Genomic DNA, 16,040 nt, shown 5'->3' with positions numbered 1-16,040 from the left:
AACTAGCTAAAGATTGATAGCTTTGTGCAATGAACTTTGGAGCCGTTAATGCATAATCTGGTTATAGATATAGGTAATACAAATAGTAAACTGGCTGTTTTTGATGAAAAAACAATGGTTAACTACCAGGTTCTTAAAGAAATTGTACCTGCTGAACTGATCAAACTAATAAAACAATACCATATAGTTAATTCATCTATTTCCAGTGTTAGTGAAGATTTATTAGATGTAATTCATGTTTTAAAGTCAAACACAAATTACATCCCATTTTCTACAAGCATCAATACCGGAATAAAGAATAATTATCAGACACTTTCTACACTGGGCTTAGATAGATGGGCTAAAGTAATAGCCGCAAATCGTTGTTACCCTGGACAAAATTGTTTGATGATAGATTCAGGGACATGCATTACTTATGATTTACTGAATAGCAATAGCGAGTATTTTGGTGGAAGTATTAGCTTGGGAATTGATATGCGTTTTAAAGCGCTTCATCATTTTACAGGCAGATTGCCATTAGTAAAGTGGGATCAGGATATGGAAATACCTAAGGGAACCGATACCAATTCGGCGATTAAAAATGGTGTTTTACAAGGAGTAATAAACGAAGTTGAGGGTTTTATATCCGCTTATAATAAAGAAAATAAAGGCCTGACGGTATTGTTGACAGGGGGTAACGCTGCTTTTTTGCTAGAACAATTAAAAAACAGCATCTTTGCGCCTCAAATTACACACGATCCGTATTTGGTATTAAAAGGATTAAATGAAGTTATTGCATTTGAATATGTACAAAAAAATTAATTATATAGTAGCCGTAATGATCTTGTTAACTAGTGCTACAGTAAAGGCACAGGTTACTTCACAATCACCATATTCGAGATATGGACTTGGAAATGTTAAAGGGTTATTGTTGCCTCAGTTTAAGGCAATGGGTGGCATCTCTACCGGCGTTTTCAAACCTAGCATGTATTTCAACAATATTAACATGCAGAATCCGGCAACTTATGCAGGTATTACATCAACTACAGTTGATATGGGGATGTCCGGAACGCTTAAGACCTTGAAGAAAGGGAGTGAAAGCGAAGGTAGTTTTAATGCTACTTTAAACCACGTGGCTCTTGCTTTTCCTATTAAAGCGGGCCGTACAGGATTAAGCTTCGGTTTGTTGCCATTCACCGAGCTTGGCTATGAGAATAGCAGCATGGGAAAAATTTCTTCCACGGATACCAATTCAGTGAATAGAATATATTCAGGAGAAGGTGGATTGACAAAAGCTTACATGGGGATTGGTCAACAGTTTGGTGATCACTTTAGAGTGGGTGTAAATGTGGAGTACATTTTTGGAAACATGGTTCAGAACAGTGCATTAGAATTGCAAAGTTCCCCATCTGTCAATACAAAACAGCAGGAAAAAAATAGTGTTGGCGGTATTGGCTTCTCTTATGGTGCTCAATATGAGATTCCATTAAGCCTAAAAAGCCGCATTACAATTGGCTATTCAGGCTCATCTCCATCTTCAATAAACTCTAAAAGAACTTTTGCGGTAACAAGATACCTTAGACAGAGCACTGGAGAAGAAGGAACAGCTATCGATACGCCAATTCTTGTTGAAAACGGTTCTGCAAAGTTAAAGCTACCTTTAGTACATAATTTTGGAATTTCCATACAGAAAGACAATAAATGGTTGATTGGTGCTGATTATAGAATGGGAAACTGGTCTAAATTGAGTATTGACGGTGTGAACAGTGGCCTTAATGACAGCTGGGGAGCTTCCGTAGGTGGACAGATTACACCAGATATCACCTCGATTGGAAGTTACTTTAACAGGGTAGACTATAGATTAGGCTTTGCCTACGATAAGACTTATATCAAAGTAAACGATCAGGATATTAAACAAATGGCCGTTACTTTTGGTCTGGGCCTCCCACTTGGATATACCAGATTTGCAATTAGTAAGCTTAACTTTACAACGGAGCTGGGTAGAAGAGGAACATTGACCAATGGTTTGGTTCAGGAAAATTATATTAATTTTCACTTAGGAATTACACTTAACGATACCTGGTTTAAACGATTCAAGTTTGACTAATGAACTCATAATATTTTATGACAACTTTATCAGCATTAAAAAATACACATACCTGGATGAAAAGTCCGGGTATGGTTTTTTGTATAGCAATGCTTTGTGTTGTTCAGCTTTCTCTGAGCTCGTGTGGTGATGACGATCTGAAGAAGGTGGCTAAACTTTCAAAAAAGGTTAGTCTGGATACCAATAGGACCATCGGCGTAGATATTATTTATAGTGATTCTGCAAAGGTTAAGGCTAAAGGATTTGCTCCTGTACTGGATAAGATTACCCCTTCAAGTGGTGCGATGTTTCAGGAGATGCCTAAAGGCGTGAAGATTCAATTCCTAGATGAGAAACAGAATATTACAGGCTCTATCACTTCGGATTATGCCATAATGAAGGAGACAGAGAAGTTGATCATTTTTAAAAGAAATGTGGTTGTGGTAAACCAGACGCTGACTTTTAATACAGAAGAATTGACCTGGGATCAGAATAAGCAAATGTTTTTTTCGCCTAAAGGAATAGTGACCAGGCCTGATGGCTCTTTTGCCAATGCGGTTAACTTTAGCGCCCCTCAGGACTTTAGTTATTATACTGCCGGAAGTGGTTACGGTGAGACTTATATTGAAGAAAAATTTGGCGAATAATTTAATGTTTTCTTTTTTTCGCAAAAGTTGTATCTTGCGCGCTCTTAAAAAAGAATTATAAATAAGAATATTATGGGATTAATGACATTTTTGCGTAATCGTGCTGGCTATATTTTGATAGGAGCCATCGGTTTTGCAATTGTTGCATTTTTGGTTGGCGATGCAATTAACGTAGGGAAGCCTTTTTGGGCCGAATCTCAGAAAGTTGTAGGGTCAATCGATGGTGAAGAAATTAGCATAGATCAATTTGGTCCGAAAGTAGATCAGAGCTTAGCTCAGTTTAAACAACAATATGGCGGTTCCGGCAATGCTCAAATGCAAGCTATGGCCGTAGATAACGTATGGCAAGGTGAAGTGGCAGGTATCCTTTTAGGTAAGGAATATGCACGTTTAGGTTTAACGGTTTCAGGTGATGAGCTGTTTGACTTGCTTCAAGGAAAAAATCCAAGTCCACTGATTGTACAGTATTTTGGCAATCCTCAAACTGGCGAAGTAAACCGTGCCGAAATTATAAACTCGTTGAAACAACAGGATAAAAATCCTCAGTTAAAACAACAGTGGGTTCTTTTGCAACAAGAGATTGAAAAACAAGCCTTACAGAAAAAATACGCCAACTTAATCAGTAATTCGGTTTATGTAACCACTTTGGAAGCAAATGACGAATACTTGAACCGTAATAAACTGGCTAGTTTCAAATATGCACTGTTGGATTATGCTTCAATACCTGATGCAACTGTAAAACCAACGGAGTCTGATTATTCAGATTATTACAATGAAAATAAAAAACGTTTTGAAAACCCTACAGAGACTCGTTCATTCGAATATGTGGCTTTCAGTGTAAATCCGACAAAATCTGATTCTGCAGCAGTAAAAGCACAGGTAGATAAATTGGCTGCTGATTTCAAAATCGCCGGAAACGACTCTTTATTTGCAGCAGTTAACTCTGATGTGAAAGTTCCTTATACTTATATGTCTAAAGGTAAATTAGATCCTGCTGTTGATTCAGTAGTGTTTAATCTTCCTGCAGGTAGTTTTTATGGACCTAAATTCTCAGGTAATTCTTATAAACTAGTTAAGGTTATTGATACTCGGTTTTCTCCAGATTCAGTAAAAGCAAGCCATATCTTAATTGACCCATCTAAAATGGGTGGTAATGATAAAGCCATAAAATTAGCCGATTCATTAAGAACATTGGTTCAAAATGGTGGTGATTTTGCTAGCCTTGCTCGTCAATATAGCGTTGATGGTTCTAAAGATAAAGGTGGTGATCTAGGTACGTTCAGTCGTGGTCAAATGGTGCCTGTGTTTGAAAATGCAGCATTTAATGGCAAACCTGGTGATCTTAAAGTGGTGACTTCTCAATTTGGTGTACACTTAATTAAAATCGAGAAACAAATTGGTTCTTCAAAAGTAGCTAAGTTGGCTTACATAGAGAAAGGATTAGTTTCGAGTAATAAAACAAGAGATGCAGCTTATAAAAAAGCAAACAGCTTCTTAAACGAAGTTAAAGGTGCTGACTTTGCTGCATTGGCGCAAAAAGGTGGCTATACTGTTGGTGTAGCAGATAAGGTTACTCCGACTCAAGGTTTTGCTCCAGGTTTAGACAACCCTCGTCAATTGATCCGTGATGCTTACGCAGCTGATAAAGGTGATGTGCTTAAAGAGGTTTATCAAATGGACAACGCTTATGTTGTTGCTCGTGTAACTGATGTGAAGCCAAAAGGTCCACTTTCGTTAGAAGCAGTTAAAAAAGAAATTGAGCCAATGGTTCGTAATGCAGTTAAAGCTAAAATGCTAACAGAAAAAGCAAATAAGGCTTTAGAAGGTGCAGCTAAAATTGAACAGGTTGCTCAAAAATTGGGCAAGCAAGTTAACCCTGTAGAGAACATTGTATTTGCTAACCCAATTATTCCAGGTGCAGCTCAAGAAAATAAATTGGTTGGATCGGTATTCGGTTCTCAACCAGGTAAAGTTTCAAAACCTGTTGATGGTAGCATGGGTGTATATGTGTTTGCAGTAGACGGATTTAGCAATCCAGCTCCATTGGCTAACACTTACAAACAAAAAGAAATCATGATGCAAGCTAATGCACAGCGCTCTTTGGGTGCAGCATTCCAGGCCTTGCAAGATAAAAGCAAGATAAAAGACAATAGGGTGAAATTCTATTAATCTTATTTTACGTAATTTTGTAGCCGGAAGCCTAACAGCTTCCGGCTTTTTTGTTTTAAAAGGGCGTTTTTATCTAGTTAATAATATTGGAAACATGGATATTCAGGAAAATTTCGTTAATAAAGTAGCAGCTAGTGGATTGGTTACACTTAACCTTGAAGATTATTTTAATCATGGTGAGCGTGTTGTTTACGACATAAAGGATAACCTTTTTCATGGCCTGATGTTAAGGGAGAAGGATTTTAGAGCGTTTATAAAAGAGAATGACTGGTCGGTTTATACTGGTAAAAATGTAGCGATCATCTGCAGTGCAGATGCAATTGTGCCGACCTGGGCTTATATGCTACTGGCTACTAAAATGAAACCTTATGCCAATGAGGTCTCATTTGGAAGTTTGGAAACATTGGAAGCTGTTTTATTTACAAAAGCGCTGGCAAAAATAAATTTGGAAGATTTTGCCGGAGAGCGTGTTGTCATCAAAGGTTGTGCAGATATAGACGTTACCGTAGCTGCTTACGTTGAAATCACCAATTTGTTGACCCCGGTTGTGAAGAGCATTATGTATGGTGAACCATGTTCTACCGTGCCAATTTACAAGCGTAAAGATTAATTGGTTTGCTTTTTGTTTTAACTCAGTTATGAGAAGGTCCCTATTGTTCGTAATTGTCGTATTTCTGAGTTTTAAAGGACTGGCCCAGGAGCTGCCTTTTGTGAAGGAGCCAGTTTTTCAGGCGGGAGAAATACTGAAGTATAAATTGAAGTATGGTTTTATTACCGCTGCCGAAGGCGAAATCAAGGTACAGGAATCAGATCTTAAATTTGATGGTAAGCCCACCTATAAACTATTAGTAGATGGCGCAACATCAGGTACATTTGATATTTTTTACAAAATAAGAGATCATTACGATTCATTTATTGATAAGGACAATTTAAAGCCTTATTTCTATCAGGAGAATATACGTGAGGGTGGATACCGTCGACAGGATAAGGCGAGGTTCCAACAGGAAGAGAAAAAGGTTGTGGCTACACAGGGTACATTTAAAACGCCAACGGCTCAAACTTTTGATTTGGTGTCGGCTTATTATTTTGCCCGGAGTCTGGATATTTCAAAGATGAAGTCGGGCGATTTTGTAAAGTTGAATTATTTCCTCGGTGATGAAATTAGTCAGCTGGAAATCCAGTTTGTAGGCAGGGAGGTTGTTAAAACCAAACTTGGTAAAATAAAATGTTTGAAATTTAGCCCATCTATAAAGCCTGGGCGAGTTTTTAGAAAAGATAGTAAATTATACCTTTGGATAACAGATGATGGAAACAGGGTGCCTGTAAAGGCTCAGGTGGAGATTATAGTTGGATCTGTAACCATGGAGATTAAATCGGCTACGGGATTGAAATACCCATTGGCCATAGTGAAATAAGAAAATGATAGAAGTACAGAATACGCTGGTTCATGAGGATGTCATTACGGAAAGTTTCGTATGTAACCTGAACAAATGCAAAGGAATTTGTTGTGTGGAAGGAGATGCGGGTGCACCGCTTGATGTAGCTGAAACCGCTATTCTCAAAGATATTTATCCAAAGATCAAGCATCTACTTGAACCTAAAGGGATAGCTGCGATAGAGGAACAAGGCACATCGGTGGTTGACGCCGATGGAGATCTGACCACTCCTTGTGTGGACGGGAATAAAGAATGTGCTTATGTCACGTTTGAAAATGGAATCACTAAATGTGGGATAGAGAAAGGTTATGAGCAAGGCTTGGTAGACTGGCAAAAGCCAATCTCTTGCCATTTGTATCCTATCCGGATTACCCAATATCCTGAGTTTGAAGTGTTGAATTATGACAGATGGCACATTTGTCATGATGCTTGTTCGTTCGGGAGGGAATTGAAAGTTCCTGTCTACCAGTTTTTAAAAGGACCACTGATTAGAAAATATGGTGCCGAATGGTATGCTGAACTTGAAAATAGTGTATCTTCGAGATAAGTCATTCTAGAGCTAATCAAATTAAATATTAACCTCAAAAATAAAATAACTTGAAAGGAATAATTCTAGCCGGAGGAAGTGGTACAAGACTTCATCCTTTAACACTGGCCATGAGCAAGCAAATGATGCCTGTTTATGATAAGCCAATGATCTATTATCCATTGTCGATTTTAATGTTGGCTGGTATCAATGAAGTGTTGATCATTTCTACACCACATGATTTGCCAAACTTTGAGAAGCTATTGGGAGATGGCTCGGCGCTGGGATGTAAGTTTTCCTACGCTGTACAAGAGAAGCCTAATGGTCTTGCTCAGGCATTTGTGATCGGTGCGGATTTTATTGGTACAGATAAAGTCGCATTGGTATTGGGCGATAATATTTTCTACGGAGATGGAATGTCTAAACTTTTGCAATCCAGTGCAGATCCTGAAGGCGGCGTTGTATTTGCTTACCGGGTTTCTGATCCGGAGCGCTACGGTGTAGTAGAGTTTGATGAGGATAATGTGGCGATCTCTATTGAAGAGAAGCCAACTCAGCCAAAGTCTGATTATGCGGTTCCAGGACTGTATTTTTACGACAATAGCGTTGTAGAGATTGCTAAAAATATTGCGCCTTCGCCTAGGGGTGAATATGAAATTACAGATGTAAATAAAGTATATCTGGAGCAAGGGAAATTAAAGGTTGGGGTCTTGAGCAGGGGTACAGCCTGGTTAGATACCGGAACTTTCGTTTCATTAATGCAGGCAGGTCAATTTGTACAGGTGATAGAAGAGCGTCAGGGATTGAAGATTGGCTGTATTGAAGAGGTTGCTTACCGCATGGGATTCATTGATAAAGAACAGTTAAAAGTACTAGCTGGGCCTTTAGTGAAAAGTGGCTATGGTGAGTATTTGCTAAAAATTATTAAATAGCAAAATAACCGTTCTCTTCTACGGCTGCATTGCTTCGCTGAAGAAGCGAAGAAAGCTAGGCCGTTTCAGAGAAGGTAATTTTGCTTTTAAGCATGATGCACAGGAAGGGAGTTTACTTTTCGACGTGATACATGGAAAAAAATAAGTTTCAAAGCTTCGGGTAACCGAAGCTTTTTTTGTTTTATCCTTTTTGCACCTTGTAAGGAATAAAGTTACCTTCTCCGAAAAGGCCTAGGAACTTTGCCTTTTTCAGGCAAAGATTCCAGCCTTAGAGGAGAATGGTCACTTTATATGCTAAAATCGTTTAATGATATGATAATATCATAAAATAATTAGTGCCAGAATTCGCGTCCTTTGAATAACCAAATAATTAAACCCAATGACGAAAAATAAATATCTTTTCCCTTTTATCATGATCACCTCACTGTTCTTTATGTGGGGCTTTGTACATAATTTAGATCCGATTCTTATTCCGCACTTAAAGCGGTCATTTAGTCTGAGTACATTGCAGGCGTCGTTGGTGGATTCAGCAGTATTTATCGCTTACTTTGTGATGGCACTACCCGCGGGTTTTATCATGAAAAAATATGGGTATAAGACCGGAATTATCATCGGACTGGCCTTCTTTGCCCTAGGCTCATTCTTATTTATTCCTGCGGCAAATACACAGTTATATATATTCTTTTTGGGAGCGCTTTTTATCATAGCCTGTGGCTTGACGATACTGGAAACGGCTGCGAATCCCTATGCTTCTTTATTGGGGCCGCCTGAGACGGCGACTTTCCGATTAAACTTTGCACAAACTTTTAATGGACTGGCAGCTACACTTGCACCGATGATTGGGGCAAGGGTAATTTTGATCAAAGGGGCTTCGGATGAGGAGTTGAGTAAGATGTCGGAGTCTGCCAGACAGTTGGCATTAGCTTCAGAAGCTTCTTCGGTAAAAACTCCTTACCTGATTTTGGGAGGTATTATCGTCGTGATCACGGTGATATTCGTTTTTTTAAAATTGCCTGAAATTGTAGAAACAGAGGAAAAGAAACAAGGAGAGAAAACCGGAATATTACATGCGTTAAGACACCGTCATTTAAGCTGGGCAGTAGCAGCACAGTTCTTTTATGTTGGCGCGCAGGTATGTGTATTTAGCTTCTTCATCTTGTATGCAACCAAAGCCGCAGGTATAGATCAGCAGACTGCAGCAGACTATGCCGGGTATGGAGTGGGATTGGCTTTTCTGTTGGGTAGAGTAATAGGAACCTTCTTGATGAAATTTATTAAAGCAGAAAGATTACTGGTTATTTATGCATTGATCAACGTAATTCTGTGTGGTGTAGCCATTACTGCTAGCGGGACAACTGCCTTGGTGGCAGTAATTGGGATCGCCTTTTTTATGTCAATTATGTTCCCTACTATTTTTTCACTGGGAATCAAAGATCTTGGCAGCGATACCAAACTGGGAAGCAGTTTGATCATCATGTCAATAGTTGGCGGTGCTATATTGCCACCAGTAATGGGGTACATCAGTGATGTAGCCGAGAATATTCAGATTGGATATGTTGTACCGCTTGTTTGTTTTGTAGTTGTACTCCTGTTCGGATTAAAAGGACATAAAGTTGTTAAAGCGTAAATTATGAATAAAAGATATTGTCTAACGCTAGATATGGTACCCAATGATCAGCTGATTGCTGAGTACGAGGAGATGCATCGTAAAGTATGGCCAGAGATTATAGAAAGTATAACCTCGGCAGGTATTGAAAATATGGAGATTTACAGGACAGGCAACCGCTTGTTTATGATTATGGAGGTAAATGATACATTTAGCTTTGATCGTAAGTCGGCAATGGATGCAAGTAATGAGAAGGTACAGGAATGGGAAGCGCTAATGTGGAAATATCAACAAGCCGTACCTGGAGCCAAGCCTGGAGAGAAATGGATAATGATGGATAAAATATTTGAGTTAAACGCCTAATGTCAGAAAATACAGTGAAAAGTTTTCTGCAAATCCACCCCGATGATAATGTGTTGGTGGCTTTGCAAGATTTGCCTAAAGGTAAAATCGTAGAGTGGAACGGTATGGTAATCACCTTAAAAGATGATATCCGGGCTAAACATAAATTCTTTATTGAGGATCTTGCCCTTGGTGGAGAGGTTTTAATGTATGGTGTACTTGTTGGAAAAGCAACGGCTTTTATTCCGCAAGGAGGATTGATGACTACCGATAATGTACATCATGCTTCGCAGGATTACGCCTATAGAAAGGTGAATTATGAATGGCAGGTACCTGATGTAACCCAATTTAAGGACAGAACCTTTAATGGCTATCATCGTGCTGACGGGAGAGTGGGGACGGCAAATTATTGGCTGTTTGTGCCAACGGTGTTCTGCGAAAACAGAAACCTTGATGTTATAAAAGAGGCTTTATACAATACTTTGGGCTATACCGTAACTGATAAATACAAGCAGTTTACGGAGCAGTTATTGGATGCTTATCAAAACGGGGTGGATATTACTTCATTTAAGATTGATGAGCTTGCCCCAGTGGAGCCGCTTAAAAAACGCGTATTCAAGCATGTTGATGGCATTAAATTTTTAAATCATCAAGGTGGTTGTGGTGGAACAAGACAGGATTCAGCTTTGCTTAGCCAATTGCTAGCTGCTTATGCCGATCATCCTAATGTTGCCGGTATCACTATATTAAGTCTGGGCTGTCAGCATTTACAAACACAGAACTTGTTGGATGATGTTAAAAAGAGAAATCCTTCATTCGATAAGCCTGTCATTATATTCGAACAACAGCAAAGTCAGAGTGAAGAACAGCTGATTAAAGGCGCGATTCTCAAAACATTTATAGGATTAGAAGAGATCAATAAGGTAGAAAGGAAACCTGCACCTTTAAGTAAGTTGTGTGTTGGCGTTAAATGCGGTGGAAGTGATGGTTTTAGTGGGATATCTGCTAACCCGGCAGTTGGATATACATCTGATTTATTAGTAGCTTTAGGTGCCAAAGTTTTGCTCGCAGAGTTCCCTGAGCTTTGTGGAGCCGAACAAAATTTAATTGACAGATGTGTAAATGAACCAACGGCGGAGAAATTCATTAGGTTAATGCGGGAATATGATGCACAAGCGCATGCTGTGGGCTCAGGATTCCACATGAACCCTTCTCCGGGTAATATCAAGGATGGTTTGATCACAGATGCCATAAAAAGCACTGGAGCAGCTAAAAAGGCGGGCAATTCGCCGGTGGTTGATGTACTAGATTACACAGAGCCGGTTACAAAACCAGGACTTAGTCTAGTCTGTACGCCTGGAAATGATGTGGAAGCAACTACAGGAAAAGCAGCAAGTGGTGCTACTTTGATTTTGTTTACGACTGGATTGGGAACCCCAACGGGAAACCCAGTTTGTCCGGTGATAAAAGTTGCTACCAATACGGCATTGGCAACAAGGATGAGTGATATTATTGACATTGATACAGGAGCCATTATACGTGGAGAGAAGACCATTGCAGAAATGGGGACGGAGATTTTGGAATATTGCATTAAAGCGGCAAGTGGCGAAGAAATCCCTAAAGCAGTATTGTTAAATCAGGACGATTTTATTCCGTGGAAAAGAGGAGTTTCATTATAATTATAAAAAATGTTTAGTTTAAAAGGAAAATCAGCAATTATTACAGGTGGAGGAAGTGGAATTGGCAAGGCAATATCGACGCTTTTTGCCAAACAGGGTGCTCATGTCCATATTATAGAGTTGAATGCAGATGCGGGTTTGCAGACTGTAAATGAAATAAAGGCCGAAGGAGGCTTAGCTGATGCTTACGGTTGCGACGTCAGTAATCAAGAAGCGGTTGTTGCTATCTTTAAGCAAATCGGTAAAATTGATATTTTAGTGAATAATGCGGGTATTGCCCATATTGGAAGAGCCGATAATACCAGCGAAGCAGACTTTGTAAAGGTATTTGATGTAAATGTTAAAGGAGCTTACAACTGCTTGTTCGCAGCTATTCCAGCAATGAAAGCCCAAGGTTCAGGTGTAGTGCTAAATATGGCCTCTATTGGCGCTGTAGTCGGCTTAACAGACCGATTTGCTTACTCTATGAGTAAAGGAGCGATTTTTGCGATGACGATGTCTGTGGCCAGAGATTATATGGCTGAAGGGATCAGATGCAATAGCATTTCTCCAGCAAGGGTACATACCCCTTTTGTAGATGGCTTTATTGCTAAAAATTATGCGGGGCAGGAAGCTGAAATATTCGAGAAATTGTCGAAAAGTCAGCCAATAGGTCGGATGGGAAAACCAGAAGAAGTAGCTTCATTGGCCCTTTATCTCTGCGCTGATGAGTCTGGTTTTGTAACTGGAAATGATTATCCATTAGATGGAGGATTTATTAAGTTGAATAACTAAAATCACACATATATCACCAAATCAGAACCACGCACATGAAGCTACGCTTGATTATTTTACTTTTCGCAATGAGCTGCTCATTGCGCTTAAGCGCGCAACAATACACGCCAACGGCGGAAAACCTTGCTTCGAGGAAGGATTTTCAGGACATGAAGTTTGGGATGTTTATCCATTGGGGAGCTTTTAGCGTGTTGAGTGATGGCGAGTGGGTGATGAACAATAAAAATATCAAGGTAGGGGATTACAAACGACTAAAAGGATTTTTTAATCCTACAGCCTTTGATGCGGCGAAGTGGGTAAATGCGGCAAAAAGTGCGGGTATGAAGTATATTACGCTTATTACCCGTCACCATGATGGTTTTAGCAACTGGGATACTAAACAGTCGGACTGGAAGATAACTGAGACGCCTTATGGAAAGGATATCGTAGCACAAGTAGCTAAGGAGTGCCATAAACAAGGAATAAAGTTGTTCTTATACTATTCATTGTTGGACTGGTCGCGTACCGATTACCAGTATGCTACAGGTAAAACTGGAAAAGGTACTGGGCGGACAGAAAAAGGCGATTGGAATAACTATATTGCTTTTATGAAAGCGCAGCTAACAGAGTTACTTACCAATTATGGAGAGATTTCCGGAATTTGGTTTGATGGACATTGGGATCAGCTGGATAATGACAAGGACAAAACCTTAAAATCGAAGGTAGATTGGCACTACGACGAGATTTACAGCTTAATTCACAAGCTGCAGCCGCAGTGTATGGTGGGTAATAACCACCATTTATCGCCTATAGCGGGCGAAGATTTTCAAATGTTTGAGAAGGATTTGCCAGGTTTTAATACCTCGGGTTTTGGTGGGGCCAGCGTTTCTCAGCTTCCACTGGAAACTTGCGAAACGATGAACAATTCATGGGGATTTAGCATCACCGACAGGAAATATAAGACTGTAAAACAGTTAATTCATTACCTGGTAAATGATGCCGGTAGAAATGCCAACTTCTTATTAAATGTAGGCCCAATGCCAAATGGGATCATTCAGCCTGAAAATATTGATACGCTTGCTAAAATTGGCGACTGGATGAAGGTATATGGTGCAAGTATATACGGTACGAGAGGGAATCTTATTGATGTGCAGGACTGGGGTGTAGTTACAGCAAAAGACAAAATCCTATATGCCCACGTGATTAATAAGATCAAACAACCTAATATTGCTTTACCAAAACTACAGCAGAAGGTGGTTTCGGCAACTTTAATGAATGTTGGTACTAAATTAAAATTTAAACAAACTGGAGGTCAGACAATAGTATATTTGGATGAGGTAAAAATGGACGACATTGATACCATAATTGAATTGAAAATTAAATAGGACAAAAAAAGATGAAATTAATTAGATGGGGAGCTGCCGGTAAAGAGAAAATCGGTGTAATTGTAAACGATATTTGGTATGATACTTCGGCCTTCGGCGGAGATTATAACGAGCAGTTTTTTAATGACAATGGATTGGAAAGACTTGAAGAGTTTGTGAAAGCAAATGAAGGTAACTTAATTACTATTCCTGCAGGCACAAGATTGGGGGCCCCAATAGCCCGCCCTTCTAAAATTGTTTGTATCGGATTAAACTACGCCGATCACGCCAGAGAAACCAATGCAGCTATACCGTCTGAACCAGTTATATTTATGAAGGCCAGTACTTCAATGGCTGGGCCTTTTGATGATATCGTAATTCCTAAAAACTCTGTAAAGACAGACTGGGAAGTGGAACTTGCCGTAGTAATTGGTAAGAAAGCATCTTATGTCGAAGAAGCCGAGGCATTGGATTATGTAGCGGGTTATGCCTTGCATAATGATGTATCTGAGCGTGAGTTTCAGTTGGAAAGAAATGGGACATGGGATAAGGGAAAAGGTTGTGATACCTTTGCCCCTCTAGGCCCATTTTTGGCTACTCAAGACGAAATTGCCGATGTGAATAATATGCGTCTTTGGTTGACGGTAAATGGTCAGAAAATGCAGGACGGCAACACATCTAACTTTATATTTAATGTTCCTTTTGTTGTGGCTTATGTAAGTCAGTTTATGACCCTATTGCCAGGTGATGTAATCTCTACAGGAACTCCTGCAGGTGTTGGATTGGGTTTTAACCCGCCAGTATACCTTAAAGATGGTGATGTTGTAGAGTTGGGTATTGAAGGCTTAGGTACTTCAAAACAGCAGGTAAAGAACTATGTTAAAAATTGATTCTCATCAGCATTTCTGGATTTATGATGCGGTTAGGGGCAGCTGGATAACAGATGATATGGCGGTATTGAGGGCTGATTATTTGCCCTCAACCTTATTGCCAATCCTTCAACAGCATCATTTTGATGGAAGCGTTGTCGTTCAGTCGGATCAGTCTCCGGCCGAAAATCTTTTTCAACTTAAAAATGCAGCGGATAATACCTTTGTTAAAGGGGTTGTTGGCTGGGTGGATCTACAAGCGGAGGACATTGAAGATCAGCTGGCGGATTTAAAGCAGTACGATAAACTGAAAGGATTCCGACATATCCTGCAAGGAGAAAAAGACCGTGCATTAATGTTAAAGCCGACATTTTTAAATGGAATTTCTAAACTACAAGCATACGGTTATACTTATGATATATTGATCTTTCCAGATCAGCTAAAGTATGCCGCAGAATTGGTTGCCAAATTCCCGGATCAGCCTTTTGTATTGGATCATATTGCCAAACCAGATATCAAAGCGGGTACAATTGAAGAATGGAAAAAGGATATCGTAGCCTTGGCGCAACACCCAAATGTGCATTGTAAAGTGTCTGGCATGGTTACCGAGGCAGACTGGAAACATTGGAAGGGAGCGGATTTCAGGCCTTATCTGGATGTCGTTTTTGAGGCTTTTGGTATCGAGCGAGTGATGTATGGATCTGACTGGCCGGTGTGTCTGGTAGCAGCTTCTTATCAGCAAACGCTTGGCTTAATGGAGGCATACACCTCCGAACTTTCTTCGGACGAGCAGGGACTCTTCTGGGGTGGTAATGCAACAAAATTTTATAATCTATAATAATAAGCAATCTATGGATCTGCAGTTAAAAGATAAAGTGGTTATTGTTACCGGAGGTGCCAAAGGTATTGGAGCTGGTATTGTTCGGGTATTGGCAAGCGAAGGTGCTATTCCTGTAATTGTTGGTAGAAATGAACAGGACAATTTAAAGCTGGCCAATGAGGTAATTGCAAATGGCGGTCAGGTTTTTCAGCTTTCTGCTGAATTGACGAACCCAAAAGATATAGAAAAAGCAATAGCTACTGTTCTGGAGAAGTTTGGCCGTATTGACGGATTAATAAACAACGCTGGTGTAAATGATGGCGTTGGACTAGAAAGCGGTAATTATGACCGATTTGTAGATAGTCTGCATAAGAATGTGATTCATTATTATTTAATGGCTCATCATGCTTTACCCGCGCTTAAAGCTTCCAAAGGTTCAATTGTTAATATTGGATCGAAAGTAGCAGATACGGGCCAGGGCGGAACTTCTGCTTATGCAGCCTCAAATGGTGCAAGGAATGCATTAACAAGGGAATGGGCAGTTGAATTATTGCCTTATGGTATCAGAGTAAATTCTGTTATCGTAGCAGAGTGTTATACACCATTGTATCAAACCTGGATTAGTTCTATTCCAAATTCTGAAGAAAAACTCGCAGAAATTAAGGCTAAGATCCCTTTTGAACAAAGAATGACAACAGCTGAAGAGATTGCGAATGCAACGGTATTTTTGCTTTCTGATGCCTCTAGTCATACGACAGGACAATTAGTCTATGTAGATGGTGGATATGTGCATTTAGACAGATCGATTAGCCCAGCGTAAAATATTAAGGAA

The 16,040-nt window shown here is 39.7% G+C and carries 16 protein-coding genes; all 16 read left to right on the top strand.

Annotated features, from left to right (window positions below; all coding sequences use genetic code 11):
• Positions 1-48: 48 nt before the first annotated feature.
• The 16 genes from BLS35_RS03845 (at position 49) to BLS35_RS03770 (ending at position 16,028) form a co-directional block, all read left to right on the top strand.
• Positions 49-801: a type III pantothenate kinase gene (locus tag BLS35_RS03845; protein WP_090777963.1), complete on the top strand. Its 753-nt coding sequence runs from the start codon at positions 49-51 to the stop codon at positions 799-801.
• Positions 764-2,086: an outer membrane protein transport protein gene (locus BLS35_RS03840; protein WP_254778646.1), complete on the top strand. Its 1,323-nt coding sequence runs from the start codon at positions 764-766 to the stop codon at positions 2,084-2,086. The genes BLS35_RS03845 and BLS35_RS03840 overlap by 38 nt, the downstream gene beginning before the upstream one ends.
• A 17-nt stretch (positions 2,087-2,103) precedes the next feature.
• Entirely contained in the window at positions 2,104-2,712 is a 609-nt protein-coding gene (lptC, locus tag BLS35_RS03835) for an LptA/OstA family protein (protein WP_254778644.1), read from the top strand.
• Positions 2,713-2,784: 72 nt separating this feature from the next.
• Positions 2,785-4,881, top strand: coding sequence for a peptidylprolyl isomerase (locus BLS35_RS03830; protein ID WP_090777959.1), 2,097 nt, complete (start codon positions 2,785-2,787; stop codon positions 4,879-4,881).
• 94 nt (positions 4,882-4,975) lie between these two features.
• On the top strand, positions 4,976-5,491 hold the full coding sequence (locus BLS35_RS03825) for a DUF2480 family protein (RefSeq protein WP_090777957.1): 516 nt from the start codon (positions 4,976-4,978) through the stop codon (positions 5,489-5,491).
• 28 nt (positions 5,492-5,519) lie between these two features.
• A complete protein-coding gene (locus tag BLS35_RS03820) occupies positions 5,520-6,296 on the top strand; it encodes a DUF3108 domain-containing protein (protein ID WP_090777955.1) in 777 nt (258 codons plus the stop codon).
• Between the two features lie 4 nt (positions 6,297-6,300).
• Positions 6,301-6,864 (top strand): DUF3109 family protein, encoded by a 564-nt coding sequence (locus BLS35_RS03815; protein ID WP_090777954.1) that lies wholly within the window; start codon positions 6,301-6,303, stop codon positions 6,862-6,864.
• 50 nt (positions 6,865-6,914) lie between these two features.
• A complete protein-coding gene (rfbA, locus tag BLS35_RS03810; RefSeq protein WP_090777952.1) occupies positions 6,915-7,775 on the top strand; it encodes a glucose-1-phosphate thymidylyltransferase RfbA in 861 nt (286 codons plus the stop codon).
• A 379-nt stretch (positions 7,776-8,154) separates the two neighbouring features.
• A complete protein-coding gene (fucP, locus tag BLS35_RS03805) occupies positions 8,155-9,402 on the top strand; it encodes an L-fucose:H+ symporter permease (protein ID WP_090777950.1) in 1,248 nt (415 codons plus the stop codon).
• Positions 9,403-9,405: 3 nt separating this feature from the next.
• The gene (locus tag BLS35_RS03800; protein ID WP_090777948.1) at positions 9,406-9,744 is read left to right on the top strand and encodes an L-rhamnose mutarotase; all 339 of its coding nucleotides are present in this window, start codon (positions 9,406-9,408) and stop codon (positions 9,742-9,744) included.
• A complete protein-coding gene (locus BLS35_RS03795) occupies positions 9,744-11,402 on the top strand; it encodes a UxaA family hydrolase (protein ID WP_090777946.1) in 1,659 nt (552 codons plus the stop codon). Before BLS35_RS03800 ends, BLS35_RS03795 begins: the two co-directional genes overlap by 1 nt.
• A gap of 9 nt (positions 11,403-11,411) precedes the next feature.
• Positions 11,412-12,176, top strand: a complete 765-nt coding sequence (locus BLS35_RS03790; protein WP_090777944.1) for an SDR family NAD(P)-dependent oxidoreductase — start codon at positions 11,412-11,414, stop codon at positions 12,174-12,176.
• Positions 12,177-12,211: 35 nt separating this feature from the next.
• Positions 12,212-13,540: an alpha-L-fucosidase gene (locus tag BLS35_RS03785; RefSeq protein WP_090777942.1), complete on the top strand. Its 1,329-nt coding sequence runs from the start codon at positions 12,212-12,214 to the stop codon at positions 13,538-13,540.
• Between the two features lie 11 nt (positions 13,541-13,551).
• Positions 13,552-14,409, top strand: a complete 858-nt coding sequence (locus BLS35_RS03780) for a fumarylacetoacetate hydrolase family protein (RefSeq protein ID WP_090777941.1) — start codon at positions 13,552-13,554, stop codon at positions 14,407-14,409.
• The gene (locus BLS35_RS03775; protein ID WP_090777939.1) at positions 14,396-15,226 is read left to right on the top strand and encodes an amidohydrolase family protein; all 831 of its coding nucleotides are present in this window, start codon (positions 14,396-14,398) and stop codon (positions 15,224-15,226) included. The genes BLS35_RS03780 and BLS35_RS03775 overlap by 14 nt, the downstream gene beginning before the upstream one ends.
• A 13-nt stretch (positions 15,227-15,239) precedes the next feature.
• Positions 15,240-16,028 carry an SDR family oxidoreductase gene (locus BLS35_RS03770; RefSeq protein WP_090778170.1) on the top strand — a complete coding sequence of 263 codons (789 nt, stop codon included), beginning with the start codon at positions 15,240-15,242 and terminating at the stop codon, positions 16,026-16,028.
• The last annotated feature ends 12 nt before the right edge of the window (positions 16,029-16,040 follow it).

Origin of the sequence: Pedobacter sp. ok626, assembly GCF_900100435.1 — a bacterium.
Taxonomy (GTDB): domain Bacteria; phylum Bacteroidota; class Bacteroidia; order Sphingobacteriales; family Sphingobacteriaceae; genus Pedobacter.
Note: the sequence above shows the minus strand (reverse complement) of the source record. Positions and strands in the feature narration are given on the sequence as shown.

Coding starts and splice junctions, on each gene's coding strand:
- BLS35_RS03845 (WP_090777963.1), top strand. CDS start 49: ATGCATAATCTGGTTATAGATATAGGTAATACAAATAGTAAACTGGCT.
- BLS35_RS03840 (WP_254778646.1), top strand. CDS start 764: ATGAAGTTATTGCATTTGAATATGTACAAAAAAATTAATTATATAGTA.
- lptC (WP_254778644.1), top strand. CDS start 2,104: ATGACAACTTTATCAGCATTAAAAAATACACATACCTGGATGAAAAGT.
- BLS35_RS03830 (WP_090777959.1), top strand. CDS start 2,785: ATGGGATTAATGACATTTTTGCGTAATCGTGCTGGCTATATTTTGATA.
- BLS35_RS03825 (WP_090777957.1), top strand. CDS start 4,976: ATGGATATTCAGGAAAATTTCGTTAATAAAGTAGCAGCTAGTGGATTG.
- BLS35_RS03820 (WP_090777955.1), top strand. CDS start 5,520: ATGAGAAGGTCCCTATTGTTCGTAATTGTCGTATTTCTGAGTTTTAAA.
- BLS35_RS03815 (WP_090777954.1), top strand. CDS start 6,301: ATGATAGAAGTACAGAATACGCTGGTTCATGAGGATGTCATTACGGAA.
- fucP (WP_090777950.1), top strand. CDS start 8,155: ATGACGAAAAATAAATATCTTTTCCCTTTTATCATGATCACCTCACTG.
- BLS35_RS03800 (WP_090777948.1), top strand. CDS start 9,406: ATGAATAAAAGATATTGTCTAACGCTAGATATGGTACCCAATGATCAG.
- BLS35_RS03795 (WP_090777946.1), top strand. CDS start 9,744: ATGTCAGAAAATACAGTGAAAAGTTTTCTGCAAATCCACCCCGATGAT.
- BLS35_RS03790 (WP_090777944.1), top strand. CDS start 11,412: ATGTTTAGTTTAAAAGGAAAATCAGCAATTATTACAGGTGGAGGAAGT.
- BLS35_RS03785 (WP_090777942.1), top strand. CDS start 12,212: ATGAAGCTACGCTTGATTATTTTACTTTTCGCAATGAGCTGCTCATTG.
- BLS35_RS03780 (WP_090777941.1), top strand. CDS start 13,552: ATGAAATTAATTAGATGGGGAGCTGCCGGTAAAGAGAAAATCGGTGTA.
- BLS35_RS03775 (WP_090777939.1), top strand. CDS start 14,396: ATGTTAAAAATTGATTCTCATCAGCATTTCTGGATTTATGATGCGGTT.
- BLS35_RS03770 (WP_090778170.1), top strand. CDS start 15,240: ATGGATCTGCAGTTAAAAGATAAAGTGGTTATTGTTACCGGAGGTGCC.